Source organism: Bradyrhizobium sp. OK095, assembly GCF_900109945.1.
Classification (GTDB): Bacteria; Pseudomonadota; Alphaproteobacteria; order Rhizobiales; family Xanthobacteraceae; genus Bradyrhizobium.
In genome coordinates, this window is record NZ_FOBX01000004.1 from 1 (window position 1) to 21,435 (window position 21,435).

Annotated in this window: 19 protein-coding genes; 11 read left to right on the forward strand and 8 right to left on the reverse strand. The window is 63.4% G+C overall.

What is annotated here, in order from left to right; genetic code table 11:
* Nucleotides 1-174 precede the first annotated feature (174 nt).
* On the reverse strand, nt 175-1,566 hold the full coding sequence (gene sthA / locus BMW89_RS12030; RefSeq protein ID WP_092027269.1) for a Si-specific NAD(P)(+) transhydrogenase: 1,392 nt from the start codon (nt 1,564-1,566) through the stop codon (nt 175-177).
* Nucleotides 1,567-1,725: 159 nt separating this feature from the next.
* On the opposite strand from sthA, the gene BMW89_RS12035 reads away from it, so the two are divergent.
* Both BMW89_RS12035 and BMW89_RS12040 read left to right on the forward strand, forming a co-directional pair.
* Nucleotides 1,726-3,138 (forward strand): MFS transporter, encoded by a 1,413-nt coding sequence (locus BMW89_RS12035; RefSeq protein ID WP_092026380.1) that lies wholly within the window; start codon nt 1,726-1,728, stop codon nt 3,136-3,138.
* A gap of 139 nt (nt 3,139-3,277) precedes the next feature.
* Nucleotides 3,278-4,432 carry an extracellular catalytic domain type 1 short-chain-length polyhydroxyalkanoate depolymerase gene (locus BMW89_RS12040; protein WP_177195996.1) on the forward strand — a complete coding sequence of 385 codons (1,155 nt, stop codon included), beginning with the start codon at nt 3,278-3,280 and terminating at the stop codon, nt 4,430-4,432.
* 1 nt (nt 4,433) lies between these two features.
* Here the strand turns inward: BMW89_RS12040 and BMW89_RS12045 are convergent, their stop codons facing one another.
* A complete protein-coding gene (locus tag BMW89_RS12045; RefSeq protein ID WP_244547579.1) occupies nt 4,434-4,736 on the reverse strand; it encodes a hypothetical protein in 303 nt (100 codons plus the stop codon).
* Nucleotides 4,737-4,875: 139 nt separating this feature from the next.
* On the opposite strand from BMW89_RS12045, the gene BMW89_RS12050 reads away from it, so the two are divergent.
* A complete protein-coding gene (locus BMW89_RS12050) occupies nt 4,876-5,244 on the forward strand; it encodes a winged helix-turn-helix transcriptional regulator (RefSeq protein ID WP_092026385.1) in 369 nt (122 codons plus the stop codon).
* Between the two features lie 3 nt (nt 5,245-5,247).
* On the opposite strand, the gene BMW89_RS12055 is transcribed toward BMW89_RS12050, so the two are convergent.
* A complete protein-coding gene (locus tag BMW89_RS12055) occupies nt 5,248-5,916 on the reverse strand; it encodes an MBL fold metallo-hydrolase (protein WP_092026388.1) in 669 nt (222 codons plus the stop codon).
* Nucleotides 5,917-6,088: 172 nt separating this feature from the next.
* Between BMW89_RS12055 and BMW89_RS12060 the strand changes: the two genes are divergently transcribed.
* Entirely contained in the window at nt 6,089-7,693 is a 1,605-nt protein-coding gene (locus tag BMW89_RS12060; protein ID WP_092026391.1) for an alpha-amylase family glycosyl hydrolase, read from the forward strand.
* A gap of 42 nt (nt 7,694-7,735) precedes the next feature.
* On the opposite strand, the gene BMW89_RS12065 is transcribed toward BMW89_RS12060, so the two are convergent.
* On the reverse strand, nt 7,736-9,433 hold the full coding sequence (locus BMW89_RS12065; protein WP_092026395.1) for an alpha-amylase family protein: 1,698 nt from the start codon (nt 9,431-9,433) through the stop codon (nt 7,736-7,738).
* A gap of 126 nt (nt 9,434-9,559) precedes the next feature.
* On the opposite strand from BMW89_RS12065, the gene BMW89_RS12070 reads away from it, so the two are divergent.
* Nucleotides 9,560-10,051 (forward strand): MmcB family DNA repair protein, encoded by a 492-nt coding sequence (locus BMW89_RS12070; RefSeq protein ID WP_092026398.1) that lies wholly within the window; start codon nt 9,560-9,562, stop codon nt 10,049-10,051.
* Nucleotides 10,052-10,236: 185 nt separating this feature from the next.
* Here BMW89_RS12070 and BMW89_RS12075 read toward each other — a convergent pair whose 3' ends face one another.
* A complete protein-coding gene (locus tag BMW89_RS12075; RefSeq protein WP_092026401.1) occupies nt 10,237-10,791 on the reverse strand; it encodes an ActR/PrrA/RegA family redox response regulator transcription factor in 555 nt (184 codons plus the stop codon).
* 102 nt (nt 10,792-10,893) lie between these two features.
* On the reverse strand, nt 10,894-12,204 hold the full coding sequence (locus BMW89_RS12080) for an ActS/PrrB/RegB family redox-sensitive histidine kinase (protein WP_092027273.1): 1,311 nt from the start codon (nt 12,202-12,204) through the stop codon (nt 10,894-10,896).
* 105 nt (nt 12,205-12,309) lie between these two features.
* On the opposite strand from BMW89_RS12080, the gene BMW89_RS12085 reads away from it, so the two are divergent.
* From BMW89_RS12085 to BMW89_RS12105, 5 genes are all read left to right on the forward strand, one after another.
* Nucleotides 12,310-13,116, forward strand: coding sequence for an ABC transporter ATP-binding protein (locus tag BMW89_RS12085; protein WP_092026404.1), 807 nt, complete (start codon nt 12,310-12,312; stop codon nt 13,114-13,116).
* Nucleotides 13,113-13,931, forward strand: coding sequence for an ABC transporter permease (locus tag BMW89_RS12090; RefSeq protein ID WP_092026407.1), 819 nt, complete (start codon nt 13,113-13,115; stop codon nt 13,929-13,931). The genes BMW89_RS12085 and BMW89_RS12090 overlap by 4 nt, the downstream gene beginning before the upstream one ends.
* Before the next feature lie 121 nt (nt 13,932-14,052).
* Nucleotides 14,053-15,381, forward strand: a complete 1,329-nt coding sequence (locus BMW89_RS12095; protein WP_092026410.1) for a polyhydroxyalkanoate depolymerase — start codon at nt 14,053-14,055, stop codon at nt 15,379-15,381.
* Nucleotides 15,382-15,598: 217 nt separating this feature from the next.
* Nucleotides 15,599-16,438: a M48 family metallopeptidase gene (locus BMW89_RS12100; RefSeq protein WP_092026413.1), complete on the forward strand. Its 840-nt coding sequence runs from the start codon at nt 15,599-15,601 to the stop codon at nt 16,436-16,438.
* A 24-nt stretch (nt 16,439-16,462) separates the two neighbouring features.
* Nucleotides 16,463-16,894, forward strand: a complete 432-nt coding sequence (locus tag BMW89_RS12105; RefSeq protein WP_092026415.1) for a hypothetical protein — start codon at nt 16,463-16,465, stop codon at nt 16,892-16,894.
* 197 nt (nt 16,895-17,091) lie between these two features.
* On the opposite strand, the gene BMW89_RS12110 is transcribed toward BMW89_RS12105, so the two are convergent.
* Nucleotides 17,092-19,302 (reverse strand): transglycosylase domain-containing protein, encoded by a 2,211-nt coding sequence (locus tag BMW89_RS12110; RefSeq protein WP_092026418.1) that lies wholly within the window; start codon nt 19,300-19,302, stop codon nt 17,092-17,094.
* A 168-nt stretch (nt 19,303-19,470) separates the two neighbouring features.
* Here BMW89_RS12110 and BMW89_RS12115 point away from each other — a divergent pair, with 168 nt between their 5' ends.
* Entirely contained in the window at nt 19,471-19,896 is a 426-nt protein-coding gene (locus BMW89_RS12115) for a DUF1330 domain-containing protein (protein WP_092026420.1), read from the forward strand.
* 137 nt (nt 19,897-20,033) lie between these two features.
* Here BMW89_RS12115 and BMW89_RS12120 read toward each other — a convergent pair whose 3' ends face one another.
* Nucleotides 20,034-21,260: an ABC transporter substrate-binding protein gene (locus tag BMW89_RS12120; protein ID WP_177195997.1), complete on the reverse strand. Its 1,227-nt coding sequence runs from the start codon at nt 21,258-21,260 to the stop codon at nt 20,034-20,036.
* Between the last annotated feature and the right edge of the window lie 175 nt (nt 21,261-21,435).

Below are 21,435 nucleotides of genomic sequence, written 5' to 3' on the forward strand. Positions count from 1 at the left end.
CCGAACTCGTCGGCCAGCTTCTGTTCACCCGCCGAGCCCTTGCCACGATCGACAAGCCCCCGCCCATCAACCCCAGCCGCCGCCAATCCTGCAAAATCCCCGGCCAGATCGAGTTCTGCTACGGCTGAGTTTCCCCGGACAGCCCTGCCGCAAGCGGGGCGAGGTGAAGGAAGATCAGCGCGTCATCCTGTTCCACGCATCGAGGCCGGCGATCTTGTACGCCTCCGCCAGCGTCGGATAGTTGAAGGTGTTCTGGATGAAATAGTCGATGGTGCCTTTGAGATTGAGCACGGCCTGACCGATATGGATCAGCTCGGTGGCGCCTTCGCCCAGAATATGTACGCCGAGCAGGCGGCGCGTCTTGGTCGAGAAGATCATCTTCATCATGCCGCTGTTCAGCCCCATGATGTGGCCGCGCGAGGTCTCGCGGAAGCGCGCGATGCCGACCTCGTAGGGAATGCCGCGCGTGCGCACCTCTTCCTCGGTGAGGCCGGTGGTCGAGATCTCCGGCACCGAATAGATGCCGTAGGGAAAGAATTCCGGCGGCGCCATCGGCTCCATGCCGAGCGCATGGCACGCGGCGACGCGGCCCTGCTCCATCGACGTCGAGGCAAGGCTCGGAAAGCCGATCACGTCGCCGGCCGCGTAGATGTGCGGCACGCTGGTCTGCAAGGTCACGGGATCGACCGAGATGCGGCCGCGATGGTCGACCACGATGCCGGCGGCCTCTAAGTTGAGGCGATCCGTGGCGCCGACGCGCCCCGCGGCGAACAGCAGCATTTCCGTGGTGACGTGCCGCCCGTCCGACAGATGCGTGACGATGCTGCCTTGTGCGGTCTTCTCGATCGAGTTGACCTTGGCGCCGAGCCGCAGCGCGACGTTGCGGTCGCGCAATTCGTGCATGAACTCGTCGATCAATTCCTTGTCGATGAAGTCGAGGAAGGTCGGCCGCGGCTCGATCAGGGTCACGGGCACGTCGAGCGCGCTGAAGATGGTGGCATATTCGACGCCGATCACGCCGGCACCGATCACGGCCAGGCTGCGCGGCAGCTTTGGCAGATCGATGATCTCGTCGCTGTCGAGCACGGTCACGCCGTCGAACGGCACGTCGTCGGGCCGGAACGGCCGCGTGCCGCAGGCGATCAGGATGAAGGCAGCCGTGACCACCTTGGTCTCGCCGATCGGGCTCGTGATCTCGATCTCGTGTGCCGAGACCAGCCGCGCCTCGCCATTGGCGGTCCGCACCTGATTGCGACTGAACTGATGCTCGAGCACCTCGACCTCGTGGTCGAGCGTCTTCTGCAGCCGGGTCATCAGATCGCTCGCCGCGATGTCCTGCTTCACCCGGTAGGAGCGGCCGTAAAAGCCGCGCTCGCGCCAGCCCGACAGGTTCAGCACGGTCTCGCGCAGCGTCTTCGAGGGAATTGTCCCCGTGTGAACGGAAACGCCGCCGACCCGCCGGCCCTTCTCGACCACCAGCACGGCCTTGCCGAGCTTGGCACATTGCACCGCGGCCCGCCGACCCGACGGGCCCGAGCCGATCACCACCATGTCGTAGTCGTACATCGCGAAGACTTCCGAGCCCGCAAAACCAGCAGAAACCGACATGCAGCAATCGGGCCAGAGCGGCAAGGGGGTAGCAAGTCCTACCTCGGAGGTAATCGCGCGGATGCCGCCGATCTGCCAGCATCGCGCGCAAATAAATTCCCTGGGGTTCGCGCGCCGATGCATCAAATCGTCACAAAGCCTATCGATTCGACGCGGCGCTGGTGGGTGCTCGCCATCGTCGTCGCGGCACAGTTCATGTTCGGCGTCGACGCCTTCATCGTGAACGTCGCCATTCCCACCATCGCGGTCGACCTGCATGCGACGCCGGCGCAGATCGAATCCGTCATCGCGATCTATCTGATCGCCTATGCCACGCTGGTCGTCACCGGCGGCCGGCTCGGCGACATCCGGGGCACCAGGAACGTCTTCCTCGCCGGCGTGCTCGGCTTCACGGCGACCTCGCTCTGGTGCGGTCTGGCGCAATCAGGCTTCGAGCTGATCGTCGCGCGGCTGGCGCAGGGCGCCACCGCGGCGCTGATGGTACCGCAGGTGCTGGCGACGCTGCATTTGCTCTTCACCGACGAGCAGCGAAGCCGCGCCTTCGCCGTCTACGGCATCGTGCTCGGGCTCGCGGGCGCTGCGGGCTTCCTGCTCGGCGGTCTCCTCGTCACGCTCGATCTCGCCGGTGCCGGCTGGCGCTCGGTGTTCTTCGTCAACGTGCCCTGCGGCCTCGTGATCGCCGCTGTGGCCTGGCGCATCATGCCGTCGGTGCCGCGCCGGGCCGGCACAAGGCTCGACATCAAAGGGAGTGTCGTGCTGTTCGCGGGGCTGTTGTGCCTGATCGGTCCGCTGCTGTTCGGCCACGATGCCGGCTGGGCGCCGTGGCTGTGGGCGGTGATGATAGGCGGCGGTGCGATCCTCGCGGGATTCCTGAAGCTCGAGCACGCGGTCGCACGTGCCGGCGGCATGCCGCTGATCGATCTCACGCTACTGGCTGACGCAGCTTTCCTGCGCGGGCTCGGTGCTGCCTTCTTTTTCTTCGTCGCCAATCTCTCATTCTATCTGGTCATGACGCTGTTCATGCAGCGCGGTCTGAAGATCCCGCCGCTCGCAGCCGGGCTAGTCTTCGTTCCGCTCGCGCTGGCCTTCGTCGTGGCGTCGCGCCACAGCGGCGCGCGGGCGCGCCATCGCGGCACCAAGGTGCTGATCGAGGGCTGTGCGTTGCAGATCGCAGGTCTTGGAGCGCTCGCGCTTGTTGCGGCCTATGTCGAAGCGCCGACGCCGATCGTGCTCGCATTGACGCTGATCATCTTCGGTTACGGTCAGGGCCTCGTGATGGCACCGCTGTCAGGCGCGGTGCTCTCGACCGTCAAACCCGCCGCCGCAGGCTCAGCTTCCGGCATGTACGGCACGACGGCGCAGATCGGAAATGCGGCCGGAGTGGCCGCAATCGGAGCCGTGTTCTTCGCGGTCGAATCATTGCAATCAGCGCGCGCAGGATTCCTGGTCTCGCTTGCATTGTTCGCGGTGTTAATGATGATCTGCGTCGCATTTCTGTCGTGGATGCGCCGCGCATCTGCACGAAGTTGAGGCATTGCGGTTAATACGCACGGATTCCTGCGGGGTTTTGCGTGATTCAGGGCTGATCGACAGCACACGGCCTTTTCATTTTGCAGTGCAGCAACTATTTGGTTGGCTGAACGTTGAACGTCGCCTGCCAGGAGTTGCCGTGTCGCTCGCCAAAAATCTCGATCTCTTGAGACATCTGCCCAAGGTGGATGGTTTGCGCCTGACCGAGTTCGGCCGGAGCGCGGATGTGTCCAGTCCGTTGCAGGAAGTCACTGATTTCGGTGACAATCCCGGGGCCTTGCGCATGTTCGCATTGGTGCCGGAGCAATTGCAGAAGTCGCGTGCGCTCGTCGTCGTGCTGCACGGCTGCGGCCAGACCGCAGCAAGTTACGATCTCGGTGCGGGCTGGTCGACGCTAGCGCAGCATTACGGCTTTGCGCTGGTGATGCCCGAGCAGCAGCGCATCAACAATGGCAACACCTGCTTCAACTGGTTCAATCCGGAAGACACCGCGCGCGACAGCGGCGAGGCGCGTTCGATACGCGAGATGATCGCGCACATGGCCACGACACACCGCATCGATCCCAGGCGCATCTTCATCACGGGGCTTTCCGCTGGCGGCGGCATGACCTCGGTGATGCTCGCGACCTATCCGGAAGTTTTCGCGGCCGGTGCGATCATCGCCGGGCTTCCTTACGGCATCGCGTCGAATTTGCGTGAGGCGCTCGACGGCATGTTTCATTCGCCGGAGCGGCCCGAGCGCGAGCTCGGCGATTTCGTGCGGCGGGCCTCGAGCCATAGCGGGCCCTGGCCGAAGGTTTCGGTGTGGCACGGCAGCGCCGACCGCACCGTCAATCCCGGCAATGCCAACGAGATCGTCAAGCAGTGGCTCGATCTGCACGACCTGCCGCTGGTGCCGATGGCGGAGACCAATGTCGACGGCTATCCGCGCCAGGCCTGGTGGGACAAGGACGGCGAGACGCTGGTCGAGTCCTATGCCATCACCGACATGGCGCACGGCACGCCGCTTGGGCTCGCCGACAACGACCAACGCTATGGCGTCGAAGGCGCGTTCCTGATCGAGGCCGGCATTTCGTCGTCCTACCACATCGCGAAGTTCTTTGGCCTGACCGGATGGATTGCGGACGCGAAGAACGCGGAGGCAAAGCCGACACGTTCGCCCGCGCCGCATCTGGCACGCTCGATCCGCGCGGCGGTCGCGGAGCCGGCCGAGCCGAAGCCCGAGGAGGCCCGCGGCTTCGATCTCGGCCAGATCATTACCCGCGCGCTGACCGCCGCGGGGTTGATGAAGTAGCTCAGGCCGTCGCGTCGACCATCTCGATCGGCGTTACCGTCACCTCGCCACCGGCGACCTTCCGCGTCATCTCCTGATACTGCTTGAAGAACTCCCGCGATTGCAGCGCCTTTTGCGCGGCATCGTCGGCGGCGCTGGCGAGATGGAAATAGTGGCCATCGTCGCGGTTCTTGAGGACGCGGTAGCCGATCCGCCCTTTCAGCTCCGGGTCGCCGTCGATCGCCTTGATGAAGCGGCCGATCTCCTGGTGCCAGGCTTCCGTCGTGCCGTTTTTGAATTCATACCGGATCATGAAGTGCTTCATGTGACGCTCCCTGTTCGTCATGTGCACCATCATCTGCGGCCTGCAGGCAATCCTGCAAGTATGGACAAAATTGATAGTATGGACTTTTTCGGCGTCGCTCCTATCCTCATGCGAGTCCGCTGCACATGGAGGAGACGACATGGCAAAAGCTTCCGCCGTGCGCACCTGCCCGGTCGCAGCGTTTCAAAAAATGATCAGCGGCAAGTACAAGCTGCGCATCGTCTGGGACCTCAAGGACGGCCCCCGCCGCTATGGCGAGATCAGGAGCGGCCTGCTGCGCGGCACGGAAGGCAGCGCCGAGATTACCCCGCGCGTGCTCAGCCGTGAATTGAAGGCGCTGACAGAGAGCGGCCTGATCGACCGCAAGGATTTTGGCGAGGTGCCGCCGAAGGTCGAGTATCGACTGACGCGGAAAGGAAAGAGTTTTGTCCCCGTGGTCGCTGCGATCCGCGAATGGGGTGAGCGCAACCTGAGTGAGACGGCGGCGCTCGTAGACGCCGCCGAATAACCCTCACATCTCGCCGGTGATGAACGGATTGGTCATCCGCTCCTGGCCGATGCTCGAACCCGCGCCATGGCCGCAGATGAAGCCGACATCGTCGCCGAGCGGCAAGAGCTTGGTCTTGATCGAGTTGATCAGCGTCGCATGACTGCCGCCGGGCAAATCAGTGCGCCCGACCGAGCCTGCGAACAAGACGTCGCCGACATGGGCGAAACGTAAATCCTTGTTGAAGAACACCACGCTGCCCGGTGAGTGGCCGGGGCAGTGGAAAATCTCGAAGTTGAGGTCGCCGATCGACACGGTGTCGCCCTCGTCGAGCCAGCGGTCCGGCTCGAAATTGCGGCCCCCCGTCATGCCGAAGCGCGCGCCGCTCTCGACCACGTTGTCGAGCAGATATTTGTCCGCTTCATGCGGGCCCTCGATCGGCACCTTCAGCGCATCGCGCAATTCCGCCGCGCCGCCGACATGGTCGATGTGGCCGTGGGTCAGCCAGATCTTCTCCACGGTGACGCCGGTCTGCTTGATCGCCTCCAGAATTTTCGGCACGTCGCCGCCGGGGTCGATCACCACGGCCTTCTTGGAAGGCTCATCCCAGATGATGGTGCAGTTCTGCTCGAACAGCGTCACGGGGACGATGATCGCGCCGGCCTTGGCTTTGTTGTCATCTTGCTCTGTCATGGCGCCACAATGCCGATTTTTGCCATGCCGCCAAGCAAAAGATTCGTGGCGGGCTCGGGGAACGGCGGCCCCGGCCGTCACACGGCCGTCCCATTTCGCCTGCTGGTTTGAACCGGGACGTCGCTTCCGCGTTCTCTTGCGCGAGACATAGTTTCAGGATGGGTTTTCCAAGATGGGTCAGGGCAGCGAGACTTGGTGGCGCGACGGCATCTTCTATCAGATCTATCCGCGCTCCTATCAGGACTCGGACGGCAATGGCGTCGGCGATCTCGCCGGGATCCTCCGGCGCCTTCCCTATGTGAAATCGCTCGGCGTCGACGCGATCTGGCTGTCGCCGATCTTCCCCTCGCCGATGGCCGATTTCGGCTACGACATTTCCGACTATACCGACATCGATCCGCTGTTCGGCACGATGGCGGATTTCGATGCGCTGCTCGCCGCCGTGCACGACAACGGTCTCAAGCTGATCCTCGACCTCGTGCCGAACCACACTTCGGACCAGCATCCCTGGTTCGTCGAGAGCCGCTCTTCGCGCGACAATCCCAAGCGCGATTGGTACATCTGGCGCGACCCGCAGCCTGATGGAAGCGCGCCCAACAACTGGCTGTCCGAGTTCGGCGGCAGCGCCTGGCAGTTCGACGAGGCCACGGGTCAATATTACTACCACGCCTTCCTTGCGAAGCAGCCGGACCTCAATTGGCGCAACCCTGAGGTCCGCGCCGCGATCTACGACGTGATGCGGTTCTGGCTGGGGAAGGGCGTCGACGGCTTTCGCGTCGATGTGATCTGGCACCTGATCAAGGATTCCGAATTCCGCGACAATCCGCCGAACCCGCATTATGTCGAGGGCCGGCCGCCGAACGAGAAGATCCTGACGCAATACTCCACCGATCAACCGGAGGTGTTTGACGTCATCGCCGAGATGCGGCGTGTCACCGATGCCTATGATGCCCGCGTGCTGATCGGCGAGATCTATCTGCCGCTGCACCGGCTGATGGCCTATTACGGCAACGATCTCACCGGCGCGCAGATGCCGTTCAACTTCGCACTGCTCTCGACCTTCTGGAGTGCGCGTTCGATCGAGCACATCATCGAGGATTACGAGAAGGCGTTGCCGAAGGGCGCCTGGCCGAACTGGGTGCTCGGCAACCATGATCGCCCGCGGGTGGCAAGCCGCGTCGGGCCCGAGCAGGCCCGAATCGCCGCCATGCTGCTGCTGACCTTGCGCGGCACGCCGACGCTCTATTACGGCGACGAGATCGCCATGCACCAGCTCGCCATTGCGCCCGAGGACGTCCGCGACCCCTTCGAGAAGAGCGTCCCCGGGATTGGCGTCGGGCGCGACGGCTGCCGCACGCCGATGCAATGGGACTCGTCCGGCTTCGGAGGCTTCTCGGAGGTCAGGCCGTGGTTGCCGCTGCCGGAGGACCATATCCATGAGAACGTCGTCAATCTCGAAGCCGACACGCGCTCGATCCTGAACCTGTACAAGCGCCTGATCGCGTTGCGGAAGACCAGCCCGCCGCTGGTGTCAGGCGACTATCACCCGATCGCCGCGCAGGGCGATTTGCTCGTCTATCGCCGCGAGGCCGAGGGCAGGAGCGTGATCGTGGTGCTCAATCTCGGCCCCGAGCCGATCGCCGTGACCACCAGCGCGATCCGTTTCGGCAGCGAGATCTTGCTGTCGACGTTTCTGGATCGTGAGGGTGAGAGGTTGGAAGGCGTATTGGACTTGCGCGGCAACGAGGGCGTGGTGGTGATGCCGCCACATACCTAGCTGTCGTCCTCGCTTTCGCGGGGACGACAGGCGTGTGTGTGGTTACCCCGGATGCTTGTTGCCCGCGGTATTCTCGTCGATATCACTCCGCTTCAGCAAATAATCCAGCCCACCCACCCGGTACCAGCGATAGCCATACGGCTCCAGCACGATGCGATGTTGTCCGCGCTTGTCGGCGTGGCTGTGGTCCTCCGCGAGCAGATTGATCAAATGCTCGCCGGCATCGCCGGGCAGTCCCACTGAGAACGCGGTCTCGCGCGGCTTTTCGTCGAGATTATGCACGAACAGCACCGAGTTGTTGCGCCAGTCGTAGCGCATGATGAAGACGGCGGGATCGCGCGTCGGAATGACAGCGAAATCGCCCCAGCCGATCTCCGGCACCTCCTTGCGCATGCGGACGATACGCTCGGTCCAGTTCAGCATCGAGTTGGGATCGCGCCGCTGTTTTGCGACGTTGACGTGCTGATAGCCGTAGGGACCCTTGTCGATGACGGGGCAGGCCGGCTTGTTGCTCTTGGTGAAGCCGCCATGCGGCTCGGTCGACCATTGCATCGGCGTACGCGCGCAGTTGCGCTCGGGCAATGAGAGGTCGTCGCCCATCGCGATCTCGTCGCCGTAGCGGATCACGGGCGTTCCCGGCAGCGTGCACATCAGGCTGTAGGCGAGCTCGAGCCGTCGGCGGTCGCCGCCCAGCATCGGCGCGAGGCGGCGGCGGATGCCGCGGTCGTAGAGCTGCATGTCCTTGTCGGGGCCGAATTTGTTGAACACGGTGTCGCGCTGCGCCTTGGTCAGTCGTCCCAGATCGAGCTCGTCGTGATTGCGCAGGAACAGGCCCCATTGCGCCGCGGCCGGCCGTGGCTTGGTCGCCTTCAGCGCCTTTGCGAGCGGTCGTGTATCGCCGGACGCCAGCGCATAGAACAGATGCTGGTTGACGTGGAAGTTGAACATCATGTGCATGCGGTCGCCATCCCTGCCGAAATATTCCATGTCGGTTTCCGGCAGCACATTGGCTTCGGCGAGGATGATGGCATCGCCCTGCCGCCATTGCAGGAATTCGCGGAGCGCGCGCAGCATGTCGTATTGCTCGACCGGTTTCTTCACCTTGGCGCCCTTGGTCGCGATCACGAACGGCACGGCGTCCATGCGGAAGCCGGAGACGCCGAGCTGGATCCAGAACCCCATGATCTTCAGAATTTCCGCCTGCACATGCGGGTTCGAGGTGTTGAGATCGGGCTGGAAATCGTAGAAGCGGTGGAAGTAATACGCGCCGGCTTCCTTGTCGCGCGTCCAGGTCGATTTCTGCACGCCGGGAAACACCATGCCCTTGTTGGCATTGGCTGGCTTCTTGTCGGACCAAACATACCAGTCGCGATACGGGGAATTCTTGTCGCGCCGCGCCTCCTTGAACCAGTGGTGCTGGTCGGACGTGTGGTTGACGACGAGGTCGATGATGATGCGGATGCCGCGCTGCTTGCAGCCATGGGTGAACTCGACGAAATCGCCGAGCGTGCCGTAGCGGGAATCGACACTGTAATAATCGGCGATGTCGTAGCCGTCGTCGCGGCCCGGCGAGGTCTGGAACGGCATCAGCCAGATCGTGGTGATGCCGAGCCCGTGCAGATAATCGAGCCGGCGCAGCAGCCCCTTGAAGTCGCCGATACCGTCGCCGTTGGCATCCATATAGGTGCCGACGGAGAGGCAATAGATCACGCCGTTCTTGTACCAGAGATCGTCGATCATGCAGGGCAGCCCTCGTCGGTCCGCCTGCGACCGTCGGCGGCTGCGTGATAATTGCGAGGACAGGGTGAGGTTCCCGCCTCCCGCCCCGGAATGACGGGCTCAACGGAATCGGCTATCCTGCCTCCCATGGACAGCAGCGCCCGCAACATCGCCCTCGTGCCACCGCCGGATCGCCGGCAATCCGAGACAGCGCTCGCGATCGCGCGCGGCACGGCGCGGCTGCTGCGCTCGCTCGGCTTCACCTGCATCAGCGAATTGCCGCTGCCGTCGGGCCGGCGCGCTGATCTCGTGGCGCTGAACGAGCGTGGCGAGATCTGGATCGTCGAGATCAAATCGTCGGTCGAGGATTTGCGCGCCGATCAGAAATGGCACGAATACCGCGCCCATTGCGACCGGCTGTTCTTCGCCTTCACGCAGGATCTCCCCTGCGAGATCTTCCCGCAAGACACCGGCCTGATCATCGCGGATGCCTATGGCGCGCACATGCAGTGCGAGGCGCCGGAGCACAAGATCGCCGCGGCTACGCGCAAACAGATGACGGTGCGGTTTGGAATGGCGGCGGCTTTGCGGATCAACCGCCTGGTCGATCCGCAGGGGCACGCGGAGCTCTGGGAGTGAGGCGTTCTCGTGTCCCGGACGCGCTGCGGCGTGTAACGCTGCAGCGCAGAGCCGGGACCCAGAAGGCCGCGGCGTGAACACAAGAATGGGGCCCGGCTCAGCAGCGCATCACCGTAGCGCGTCGAAGACGCGCGTAAACACGCTTGTGGTGCTGCGCTGCGTCCGGGGCACGAGAGCGGTGAAGGTTACCTTGGCGCGCGCTTGGCCAGAATACGCTGCAAGGTCCGGCGGTGCATGTTCAGCCTTCGCGCCGTTTCCGAGACGTTGCGACTGCACATTTCGTAGATGCGCTGGATGTGCTCCCAGCGGACGCGGTCGGCGGACATCGGGTTGCTCGGCAGCTCGGATTTCTCCGCGCTGGTCGAGAGCAATGCTGCGACGACGTCGTCGGCATCCGCGGGCTTCGAGAGATAGTCGACCGCGCCCATCTTCACCGCGGTGACGGCGGTGGCGATATTGCCGTAGCCGGTCAGCACGATCGCGCGGGCATCGGGGCGCTTCTTCTTCAGCGCCGAGACCACGTCGAGGCCGTTGCCGTCACCGAGCCTGAGATCCACCACCGCGAATGCGGGCGCCGACTTGCCGATCTGCGCCAGGCCGTCCGAGACGCTGTCGCAAGACGTCACCGCAAAGCCGCGTGTTTCCATGGCGCGCGACAAGCGCTCCAGGAACGGCTTGTCGTCCTCCACGATGAGAAGCGAGCGGTCGGTCTGTTCGTTCAGTTCGGCGATGGCGTTCAAGGTTTTTCCTCTCTCCTGCTCATCTACATATGGCGTCGCAATCGGGCGGTGCCAAGGCCGCCAATAGTCGATCAGGCGGTCCGTGCGACGCAAGGTCGCGGTCTATCCTATTGTTTCTTCGAAGGTCTCGATAGCCTCAAAACCGTCTCGCGGCCAGGTGACCTGGACCACCGCACCGTGTTCCGGGAACACTCGATTGGTAAACGAGACCTTGGCGCCGGTGCGTTCGAGCAAAGTGCGCGCGATGAACACGCCGAGCCCGAGCCCGCCGCCTGCTTCCTGGGTGCGCCGCCGCGACAGATAGGGCTCGCCGATCCGGTTGAGGATGTCAGGCGGAATGCCGGGACCGTCGTCGGAGATCAGGAGCTCGATCGTATCCTTGTTCCACCAGGCGTTCACCTCGACGGTGGTGTGGGCGAAATCGACCGCGTTCTCGACAATGTTGCCGACGCCGTAGAGGATTGCCGGGTTGCGCGAGCCGACCGGTTCGGCGAAGGCGGCGACCGCGATCCGCACCTTGATGTCGACGCCGAAATCGCGGTGCGGGGCCACCACCTCCTCGATCAGCTCCGACAGCCTCATGCGGTCGAACGGCGCGCCTTCGGAGGAGAGCTGGGTGATCTTGCTCAATATGTCGCGGCAGCGCTGGGTCTGCTCGCGCAGGGTTTTCAGATCGGCGGCAAAGCTTGCGTCCTTCACCGTCTTTTCCAGCTCGCGCGAGATCAGGAAGATGGTCGCGAGTGGCGTGCCAAGCTCGTGCGCGGCGGCGGCCGCAAGACCGTCGAGCTGGGTCAGGTGCTGCTCGCGCGTCAGCACCAGCTCGGTTGCGGCCAAAGCATCCGCAAGCTTGCGCGCCTCTTCGGTGACCTGGAACGAGTAGAGGCTGGTGACGCCGATTGCGAGCACGATCGAGAGCCAGACGCCGACCAAATAGATCGGCGGCAGCACCAGCGGATCGTCGGAATCCCAGGGCAGCGGCAGATGGAAGAAGAACAGCACCGAGGCGCAGGCCACCGCCAGCACGCCGAGGCCGAAGGTGAAGCGCGCCGGCAGCGCGGTGGCGGAGATCAGCACCGGCGCGAGGAACAGGAACGAGAACGGATTCTGAAGTCCGCCGGTGAAGAACAGCAGGCCGGCGAGCTCCACGATGTTCAGCGCGAGCAGGCCGGCGGCCTGCATCGGCTCCAGCCGATGCATCGGATTGGCGACGGTCTGGAGCGCCAGATTGAGCGCGGCCGACAGCGCAATGATGCTGACGCAGGGGACGATCTCGACATTGAACTCCAGCCCCTGCGCGACGATGAAGATCGCGGCGAGCTGGCCCAGCACCGCGAGCCAGCGCAGCCGCAGGATGGTGTCCAGGCGGATATGCCGCTGCGCGGGGCGGAAGTCCGTATCGGCAGTCTCAGTCATCTCGGCCAATGTGGCGGCGCCTTCTTGTCACAAACGCAGGGCTCGCGGAACCACCCGGATTACAAGCCTTGCGCTCTCCGCTGCAATAGCAGAAGAACGGCCAGCATGACCGGGAATGACAAGGCTTCAAGTCGGCCGACTGTCGCGGGTAGCACTTCATCCGCGGCAATCGAGGTCGATCGCCTGGTCAAGGTCTACAAGCAGACCCACGCCGTCGACGATATCTCCTTTTCGCTGCCGCGCGGCAGCATCACCGGGCTTTTGGGCGGCAACGGCGCCGGCAAGACCACGACCATCGCGATGATCATGGGCCTGGTGCTGCCGACCTCCGGCCGCGTGCAGGTGCTCGGTCACCGCATGCCCGAGGAAAGCGCGGCCGTGCTGGGGCGGATGAATTTCGAGAGCCCCTATGTCGACATGCCGATGCGGCTCACGGTGCGGCAAAATCTCACCATCTTCGGCAAGCTCTATGCGGTGAAGAACCTGTCCGACCGCATCGCTGAGCTCGCCGACGATCTCGATCTCACCGAATTCATCGACCGTGCCAACGGCAAGCTCTCCGCCGGGCAGAAGACCCGCGTCGCGCTGGCGAAGGCGCTGATCAACCAGCCCGAGCTCTTGTTGCTCGACGAACCCACCGCCTCGCTCGACCCTGATACCGCCGATTGGGTGCGGGGCCATATGGAGCGCTATCGCAAGGCGAACAACGCCACCATTTTGCTGGCCTCGCACAACATGCTCGAGGTCGAACGGCTCTGCGACCGCGTCATCATCATGAAACGTGGTCGCGTCGAGGACGACGACACCCCTGAGGCCATCATGGCCCGCTACAACCGCACCACGCTGGAAGAGGTGTTTCTGGACGTCGCGCGCGGGCGTGTGAACGGTCTCAAGGAGGAGGCGGCGCGATGACCGAGCTTTCCCTCCATCGCGGCCTGTCCATGCAGCGCATCGGCGCGATGATCCTGCGCTACTGGTACCTGCTGATGTCGTCCTGGCCGCGGCTGCTCGAGCTGCTGTACTGGCCGGCGATGCAAATCATCACCTGGGGCTTCATCCAGCATTACATCGCCCTCAACGCCAATTTCTTCGCGCGCGCGGGCGGCACGCTGATCGGCGCCGTCATCCTCTGGGACATCCTGTTTCGCGGCCAGCTCGGCTTCTCCATCTCCTTCCTGGAGGAGATGTGGGCGCGCAACCTCGGCAATCTCATGATGAGCCCGCTCAAGCCGATCGAGTTTCTGCTGTCGCTGATGGTGATGAGCCTGATCCGGCTCGCGATCGGCGTGATCCCGATGACGCTGCTGGCGCTATTCCTGTTTCACTTCAACATCTATGGCCTCGGCCTGCCGCTGATCGCCTTCTTCTGCAATCTGATCTTCACCAGCTGGTCGGTCGGCATCTTCGTCTCGGGCCTCGTCTTGCGAAACGGCCTCGGCGCCGAGAGCATCGTCTGGACACTGATGTTCGCGATCATGCCGCTCGCCTGCATCTACTATCCCGTCAGCGTGTTGCCGGTCTGGCTGCAATACGTCGCTTGGGCGCTGCCGCCGACTTACGTGTTCGAGGGGATGCGCGCGCTGCTGATCGAAAACACCTTCCGGATCGATCTGATGCTTGATGCGTTGGCTATCAATGCAGCGCTGCTGGTTGCTTCTTTTTGGGCATTCCTTGCCCTTTTGCGCAGCGCCAAGAAGAACGGCTCGCTGCTGTCGGGCGGCGAATAACGTCACTTTCTCGTGGATTCAGGCTAGTTTAACCGTCTTCGCTACGTAGATGTACGGAACCATGCATTGACGCAATATTACGCATTCGGCAGTATGCTGCGATGCGAAAAGGAATATAGCGATGCCTATTGGTGAGTTTGGCGGCGCGCCGCCCCTGTCGACCGAAGGCAGTCCGGTCCTGACGACGCCGATGTACTGGATGTACGAGATGGGGCAGGCCTCTCTCAATCCGGCGCGTGCGATCACCGACGCGACCAAGCTCCTGTTTCAGAATCCCCTCAATCCCTGGGCGCGTACCGAGGTCGGCAAGTCGGTCGCTGCGGCCTGCGAATTGTTCGAGCGCACCACGCGCCGCTATGGCAAGCCGGAATGGGGTCTCAACGACACCGAGGTCAACGGCATCCGCGTCCCGATCGAGGTTCGCTCGGTCTGGGAAAAGCCGTTCTGCCGGCTGCTCTACTTCGATCGCAAATTCACCCGTCCGCTGCGCAGCCCGCAGCCGCGCGTGCTGATCGTCGCTCCGATGTCCGGCCATTATGCGACGCTGCTGCGCGGCACGGTCGAAGCTTTCCTGCCGGCGCATGAGGTCTACATCACCGACTGGGCCGACGCCCGCATGGTGCCCTTGAGCGATGGCCGCTTCGATCTCGACGACTACATCGACTACGTCATCGAGATGCTGCACGTCCTCGGCGGCAACACCCATGTGCTGGCGGTGTGCCAGCCCTCCGTGCCCGTCGTCGCCGCCGTCTCGATCATGGAAGCGCGCCGTGATCCCTTCGTGCCGACCTCGATGACGCTGATGGGCGGTCCGATCGACACCCGCCGCAATCCGACCGCGGTGAACAACCTCGCGCAGGAGCGCGGCATCGACTGGTTCCGCAACCACGTCATCACCAAGGTGCCGTTTCCGCATCCGGGCATGATGCGCGACGTCTATCCGGGATTCCTGCAGCTCAACGGCTTCATCAGCATGAATCTCGACCGTCACATGGACGCCCACAAGCAGCTCTTCGCCAATCTGGTGAAGGGCGACGGCGACCTCGTCGACAAGCATCGCGACTTCTATGACGAATATCTCGCGGTGATGGACCTCTCGGCCGAGTATTATCTGCAGACCGTCGACACCGTGTTCGTGAAACACTCGTTGCCGAAGGGCGAGATGTCCCATCGTGGAACTCGCGTCGATCCCTCCAAGGTCACGCGCGTTGCGTTGATGACGGTCGAAGGCGAGAACGACGACATCTCAGGTATCGGTCAGACCGAAGCAACGCACACATTATGCAGCGCGATTCCAGATCATCGCCGTGTTCATTACGTCCAGAAGGGCGTCGGACATTACGGCGTGTTCAACGGATCGCGTTTCAAGTCGGAAATCGTGCCGCGGATTCATGATTTCATGGTCTCGGCCGCGACTCCGAACGCATCGCAGGCGCTCGCGGCCGAATAACCTTCGTTTTCGGCTTTCCCGTCGAAAATTCAGGCCCTGCCGGAGGTTCCGGGAGGGCCTGGTTCCCTCCAGATTCGAGGTATTTAGGTAGCGATCTAGGAGTGAGTCAGCCCTCACCCCTTGGGGGTGCCGCATGCGTCCAGCGGGGGCGAAAAAAGCCGGTTCCAACCCCAGTCTGTAGGGTCTCCCGGACGCCAGACCCCTGTATATTGGGCAAATGATTTGTTTTTGCGCCGAGCGCTTTCCCTGGCGGCGGTTATGGCAGAATCCGGGCGAACTCTTGCTCCCCGGACTGACAGACATGGCCACTCGCGCGCTCCTCTACCGTCGGCCCCACGAACCAAAGACCCTTCTGATCGCCCACGGGTCGCAATTCTTTGCGATTCGATTGCGCCGGCATCGGCGCGCGCGCCGCTACACGCTCAGAATCCATCCGAGCGATCGCGAAGCCATCCTCACCATGCCGCCGCGAGGAACACTCGCTGAAGCAAAGGACTTCGCGCAGCGTCATGGTGCATGGATCGCGGCACGTCTCGGCCGTTTGCCGAAGGCCGCACCGTTCCAGCCTGGCACAGTGATACCGCTTCGTGGCACGCCCCATCGCATCGTTCACCGCGCCGGCACGCGGGGCACGGTTTGGACCGAGGTGCGCGACAGCGGCGAACGCATTCTCTGCGTCGCCGGCGGCGCCGATCATGCTGATCGTCGCGTCCACGATTTCCTCAAGCGCGAGGCGCGCAAGGATTTGCAGCGTTCGGCGGAGGCCTATGCCGTCGAGCTCGGCGTCAAGGTGAAGCGGCTCTCGATCCGCGACCAGTCCAGCCGCTGGGGCTCCTGCACCTCGGCGGGCTCGCTGTCGTTCTCCTGGCGCCTGATCCTCGCGCCGCCCTTCGTGCTCGACTACCTCGCCGCCCACGAGGTCGCCCATCTCGTCGAGATGAACCACTCAGCGCGCTTCTGGCGCGTGTGCGGCAAGGTGTGTCCCTCGATGGAGCGCGCCAAGAAGTGGCTCGATACGTACGGGAACGATCTGCACCGGTATGGGGTCGAGGATTAGGGCCGGTCAGGCAAGGCATCAGCGATGATCACAGCCAGGCGTGTGGCTGTCGCATCGCTGCTGCTGATCATGTGGCGTGTTGCCCACGTTGTGGCGAGTCTCGCTCCGGCCTGCATGCCTCCCCCGCAAGCCGCCCCCATCCCGTTTGAGCACGTGCCGCCGGTATTGCTGCGGTCATTCAAGGAGAGGCTCGGCGAGATCTCCGCGCCGGGCGGAAGCTTCAACGCCACCGACGTGGTCTGGTTCGAGAGCGTGCCGCAGCGCCGCTTCATGTTCTTTTGGACGGTCGGCCGAAGGTGGCTCATCGCGACCGAACGCGGTGGCTTCGCCTACAGCAACCCGATCTTTCTCTACGATCTTGGCAACGATGAACGGAAGGCCGATCTGATTGCTGAGAAGGACGCGTCGTCCGATACGGCGTGTGCGGTCGCGCTGGATCTGATCGCCGCGCCGTAACCACGCTCGGCGCCGAATCCAGCCAAACCACCCGATTCAGGGCGGCGCGGCGGTTGTTGCGCGCTCGGTCGAAATTTGCTCGACAAACCAAGCAGTTTCGCAAATCCACCGAGCATCACGCCGGAAGTCACCGGCTACTGTGCATGGGGTTGTTTTCGACATTTTTGTTTTGAGGCCGCGACGACCTCAGTCCAGCGCTACCTGTTCCCGCCAAACAGCCGGTCCATCAACCAGCCATCGAGCCCTGACGCTGCTTCAGGCCGCACATTGGCGCGCGTGGGTGGCGGTCGATAGCCGCCATTGTTCGCCGGAGCCGGAGCGGGTGCTGCCGCTGTCGGCGGCGACACCTGCGAGGCCGCCTGTGCCAAGTTCGACAGGCCCCATGTGCCTTGTGAGTTCGGCAAGTTTGCCACCGGCACGCCCTCGTGTGCCGTCTTCATGAAGCGCGACCAGACTTCCACCGGCAAGCCGCCGCCGGTCGCCTTCTTGGTCGGCGAGTTGTCGTCATTGCCGAGCCAGACGCCGGTGACGAGGTTGGCGGTGTAGCCGATGAACCAGGCGTCGCGGTAATCCTGGCTGGTGCCGGTCTTGCCGGCGGCCGGCCAGCCGGGGATCTCCGCCTTCTTGGCGGTGCCTGATATCAGCGTCTCCCGCATCATCGTGTTCATCATGCCCACATAGCGCGGGTCGATCACCTGGTTGTGCTCGTCCGCCTGGCGCATGTAGAGCAGCTTGCCGCTGAGCGTCCTGATCCGCGTCACGACATGCGGGGCCACTGCAAAACCGCCATTGGCGAACGGCGCGTAGGCGCCGACCAGCTCGACCACCGAGACTTCCGACGTGCCGAGCGCGATCGAGGCATTGGGTTCGAGCTTCGAGTTGATGCCGAGCCGGTGCGCGGTGCGGACCACGTTCTTCGGCCCGACTTCGAGGCCGACGCGGATGGCGACCGTGTTGAGCGACATCGCCAGCGCCTGGGTCAGCGTCACCGCGCCGAAATATTCGTGGGTGTAGTTCTCGGGCTTCCAGCCCTTGACCTCGATCGGTGCGTCCTGGCGCACGGTATCCGGCGTCAGCCCCTGCTCGAGCGCGGTCAGATACACGAACGGCTTGAACGAGGAGCCCGGCTGGCGCTTTGCCGTGACCGCGCGGTTGTACTGGCTGTCGGAATAGTTCCGCCCGCCGACCATGGCGCGCACCGCGCCGTCGGGCGTCATTGCCACCAGCGCGCCCTGGCTGACATTGAACTTCACGCTCTTGGCCGCGAGCTCGTCGATGATGGCGGCTTCCGCCACGCTCTGCAGCTTCGGATCGATCGTGGTCTCGACCTTGATGCTCTCGTCGATCTGGCCGACCAAATCGTCCAGCACCTCGCCGATCCAGTCTGCGACGTAATTGACCGTGCCGGCGCCGGCCGGCTTCACATTGTAGGAGGGATGGCCGATCGAGGCCTGCGCCTGCGCATCGGTGATGAATTGTGCATCCGCCATCGCCGTGAGCACGATCTTCGCGCGCGCTTCGGCGCCTTCGGGATTGCGGTTCGGCGCCAGCCGTGAGGGCGATTTGACGAGGCCGGCCAGCATCGCGGCCTCGGCGATCGTCACGTTCTTCGCGGGCTTGCCGAAATATTTTTGCGCGGCGGCTTCGACGCCGTAGGCACCGGAGCCGAAATAGACGCGGTTGAGGTAGAGCTCCAAAATCTCGTTCTTGGAATGCTTGCGCTCCAGCCAGATCGCGAGCTCCGCCTCCTGCAGCTTGCGCGCCATGGTGCGCTCCTGGGTCAGGAACAGGTTTTTGGCGAGCTGCTGCGTCAAGGTCGAGCCGCCCTGCGACACGCCGCGATGCATGACGTTGGTGACGAGGGCGCGCAGGATGCCTACGGGATCGATGCCGAAATGTGAATAGAAGCGGCGGTCCTCGATGGCGATGAACGCTTTCGGAAGATAGGGCGGCAAATCCTTCAGCGACACGTTGGCGCCGGCCATCTCGCCGCGCTGCGCCAGCATGCTGCCATCGATGCCGACGATCTGGATCGTCGGCGGGCGTTTTGGAATCTCCAGCGAGTCGATCGGCGGCAGATGGGCGCCGACATAGATCACGACGCCCGTCACGGCGATCACGCCCCACAGGCTGAGCACCGCGCCCCAATAGACCAGGCGGCCGAGGCTGAACCCTCCGGACTTCGATCGCCGTTTGGCGCCGCTGCGGCTGGCCTGCGGTTTCCGCTCGCGCGGCGGCTCGTCGCCGGAATCGGCGGCTTTGCGCTTGGCTAATGACTTGTCTGATTTCTTGGGCTTGTCCTCGGCATTGGGAATGCGGTCCGCCGCCGTCAGGCGCAGATCGGCGAGCGCAGCAGGCAAGCCGAACAACGGCTCCTTCCGCCCACCCTTTTTCTTTCCCAACCCCATACGCAAAACGCCCGGTCAGCCCGCCCCGCCGCACGCTAGCGGTCGCTGTTTAAGGCTCGGTTACGCGGACGTTAACGCGTGATTAGGAGATGCGGCATTCGCCTGCCGCAGTTCCGCTTCCGGGGGGCCGGGGCTAGGATCGCGGCCATAAAACAAGAGGGAACCCACATGGGCCACATCGATCCGACCAAGGAGATCTTTGCGCAATTCCGGGACAATAACCGCCCGGGCCCGATCCACATGCTCAATATGGTGCGCCTGCGCAAAGACGCCGCCTATCCCGACGGCCGCAAGGCCAGCGGGGCGGAGGCCTATGCGGCCTATGGCCGCGACAGCGGCCCGGTGTTCGAACGCCTCGGCGGCAAGATCGTCTGGCAGGGCCGGTTCGAGCTGATGCTGATCGGCCCCGAGACTGAGCGCTGGGATCATTGCTTCATCGCCGAATATCCGAGCGTCGGCGCCTTCGTCGAAATGATCCGCGATCCCGTCTATCGCGAAGCGGTCAAGCATCGCCAGGCGGCGGTGGAGGATTCGCGATTGATCCGCCACGCTGTGCTGCCGGTGGGGAAGAACTTTGGGGAGATACCCACCTGAATAGTGTCGGGCGAATCTCTCTCCATCGTCATGGCCGGGCTTGACCCGGCCATCCACGTTTTCCTTTGCCGCTCCAAGAACGTGGATGCCCGGGACAAGCCCGGGCATGACGTCGTTGAGGCAGTGGAGCGAGAGAACTAACCCGCTGGACCCGCATCCTCGAGGATCGGGCCGAACAGCTCCCAGCGCTCGCCGTTGAACTTCATCATCTGAAGCTGCTTGTTGACGCGGTAGTCGGTCGGCGAGGTGTTGGCCTTGATGCCGGGCAACGCGGTGTCGCTGACGACGTCCTTCAGCGACGCGGCCTGCTTCATGACGTTCTCGCGCGTCAGGTCGTCGCCGCACTGCTTCAGCACATGGACCAGCAGCTGCGCCGTGCTGTAGCCATAGGTGTTGAAGTTCGAGTCCTTGTCGCCATCAGGATAGTACTTCGCCATGAAGTCGAAATACCTCTTCAGGCCGGCATCGTCCTTCCAGGTCGGATCCAGCGGTTCCTTGCCGTAGTTGACGCTGATCAGGCCCTTGGCGGCATCGAGGCCTGCGGGCTTCAGCACTGCGCCGACCGAGGTGGCGTTGATGTCGACGATCTGCACCGGATGCCAGCCCATCTCCGCGATCTTCTTGATCGCCTGCGCGGCCTGCTTCGGTGTTGTCGCGCTGAAGAACAGATCGGCGCCGGCGTCCTTGATCTTGAGGACCTGCGAGTCGACCGTGGGATCCGACACCTCGTAGGACGCTTCGGTCACGATCATCTTGGCGGCCTTGTCGCCGAGGCCGGCCTTGATGCCGTTCAGATAGTCCTTGCCGAGATCGTCGTTCTGATAGAGCACGCCGATCTTGGCGTTCGGATACTCCTTCGTGATGTACTGACCGTAGATGCGGCCCTCGACGAAGTAGTTGGGATTGAAGCCCATGGTCCACGGGAAGTTCTTCGGGTCAGTGAACCTGGAGGCGCCGGTCGCCGCGAACAGCTGCGGCACTTTCTTGGAATTGAGATATTTCTGGACGGCTGCGTTCACCGGCGTGCCGATGATCTGGAAGGTCAGCAGCACCTCGTCGCTCTCGACCAGCTTGCGAATCTGCTCCACGGCTTTCGGCGGCGAATAGGCGTCGTCGTACTGGATCAGGTTGATCTTGCGGCCATTGATGCCGCCCTGGTCGTTGATCATCTTGAAATAGGCGGCTTGGGTCTTGCCGATCGACGAATAGGCCGACGCCGGTCCTGAGAACGGCATGGTCTGGCCGACCTTGATCTCGGTGTCGCTGGCGCCCGGATCATATTTCTTCTGGGCATTGGCCGCCGAGACCGACAGCGCCAGAGTCAGCGCCGTGCTCGCAGCCAGATGCAGAATTCCATTCCTCATTGGCAGTTTCCTCAGTTTGTTATTGCAGGTGATCGATCCGGCTGGACGTCACCGCTGAGGGCGATTGTGGAGGAGGCGTTGCTGCAACGCAAGGTGGGGAGAGACACGCAGTTCGTAGGGTGCAAGTTTGTAGGGTGGGTTAGCCTTGCGGCTGCGCGAAGCGCCCACCACTTCT

What these genes read in the sequence shown, in the direction of transcription:
- sthA (WP_092027269.1), bottom strand. Translation starts at nt 1,566, where the DNA reads ATGTACGACTACGACATGGTGGTGATCGGCTCGGGCCCGTCGGGTCGG.
- BMW89_RS12035 (WP_092026380.1), top strand. Translation starts at nt 1,726, where the DNA reads ATGCATCAAATCGTCACAAAGCCTATCGATTCGACGCGGCGCTGGTGG.
- BMW89_RS12045 (WP_244547579.1), bottom strand. Translation starts at nt 4,736, where the DNA reads ATGAAGCACTTCATGATCCGGTATGAATTCAAAAACGGCACGACGGAA.
- BMW89_RS12050 (WP_092026385.1), top strand. Translation starts at nt 4,876, where the DNA reads ATGGCAAAAGCTTCCGCCGTGCGCACCTGCCCGGTCGCAGCGTTTCAA.
- BMW89_RS12055 (WP_092026388.1), bottom strand. Translation starts at nt 5,916, where the DNA reads ATGACAGAGCAAGATGACAACAAAGCCAAGGCCGGCGCGATCATCGTC.
- BMW89_RS12060 (WP_092026391.1), top strand. Translation starts at nt 6,089, where the DNA reads ATGGGTCAGGGCAGCGAGACTTGGTGGCGCGACGGCATCTTCTATCAG.
- BMW89_RS12065 (WP_092026395.1), bottom strand. Translation starts at nt 9,433, where the DNA reads ATGATCGACGATCTCTGGTACAAGAACGGCGTGATCTATTGCCTCTCC.
- BMW89_RS12070 (WP_092026398.1), top strand. Translation starts at nt 9,560, where the DNA reads ATGGACAGCAGCGCCCGCAACATCGCCCTCGTGCCACCGCCGGATCGC.
- BMW89_RS12080 (WP_092027273.1), bottom strand. Translation starts at nt 12,204, where the DNA reads ATGACTGAGACTGCCGATACGGACTTCCGCCCCGCGCAGCGGCATATC.
- BMW89_RS12085 (WP_092026404.1), top strand. Translation starts at nt 12,310, where the DNA reads ATGACCGGGAATGACAAGGCTTCAAGTCGGCCGACTGTCGCGGGTAGC.
- BMW89_RS12090 (WP_092026407.1), top strand. Translation starts at nt 13,113, where the DNA reads ATGACCGAGCTTTCCCTCCATCGCGGCCTGTCCATGCAGCGCATCGGC.
- BMW89_RS12095 (WP_092026410.1), top strand. Translation starts at nt 14,053, where the DNA reads ATGCCTATTGGTGAGTTTGGCGGCGCGCCGCCCCTGTCGACCGAAGGC.
- BMW89_RS12100 (WP_092026413.1), top strand. Translation starts at nt 15,599, where the DNA reads ATGATTTGTTTTTGCGCCGAGCGCTTTCCCTGGCGGCGGTTATGGCAG.
- BMW89_RS12105 (WP_092026415.1), top strand. Translation starts at nt 16,463, where the DNA reads ATGATCACAGCCAGGCGTGTGGCTGTCGCATCGCTGCTGCTGATCATG.
- BMW89_RS12110 (WP_092026418.1), bottom strand. Translation starts at nt 19,302, where the DNA reads ATGGGGTTGGGAAAGAAAAAGGGTGGGCGGAAGGAGCCGTTGTTCGGC.
- BMW89_RS12115 (WP_092026420.1), top strand. Translation starts at nt 19,471, where the DNA reads ATGGGCCACATCGATCCGACCAAGGAGATCTTTGCGCAATTCCGGGAC.
- BMW89_RS12120 (WP_177195997.1), bottom strand. Translation starts at nt 21,260, where the DNA reads ATGAGGAATGGAATTCTGCATCTGGCTGCGAGCACGGCGCTGACTCTG.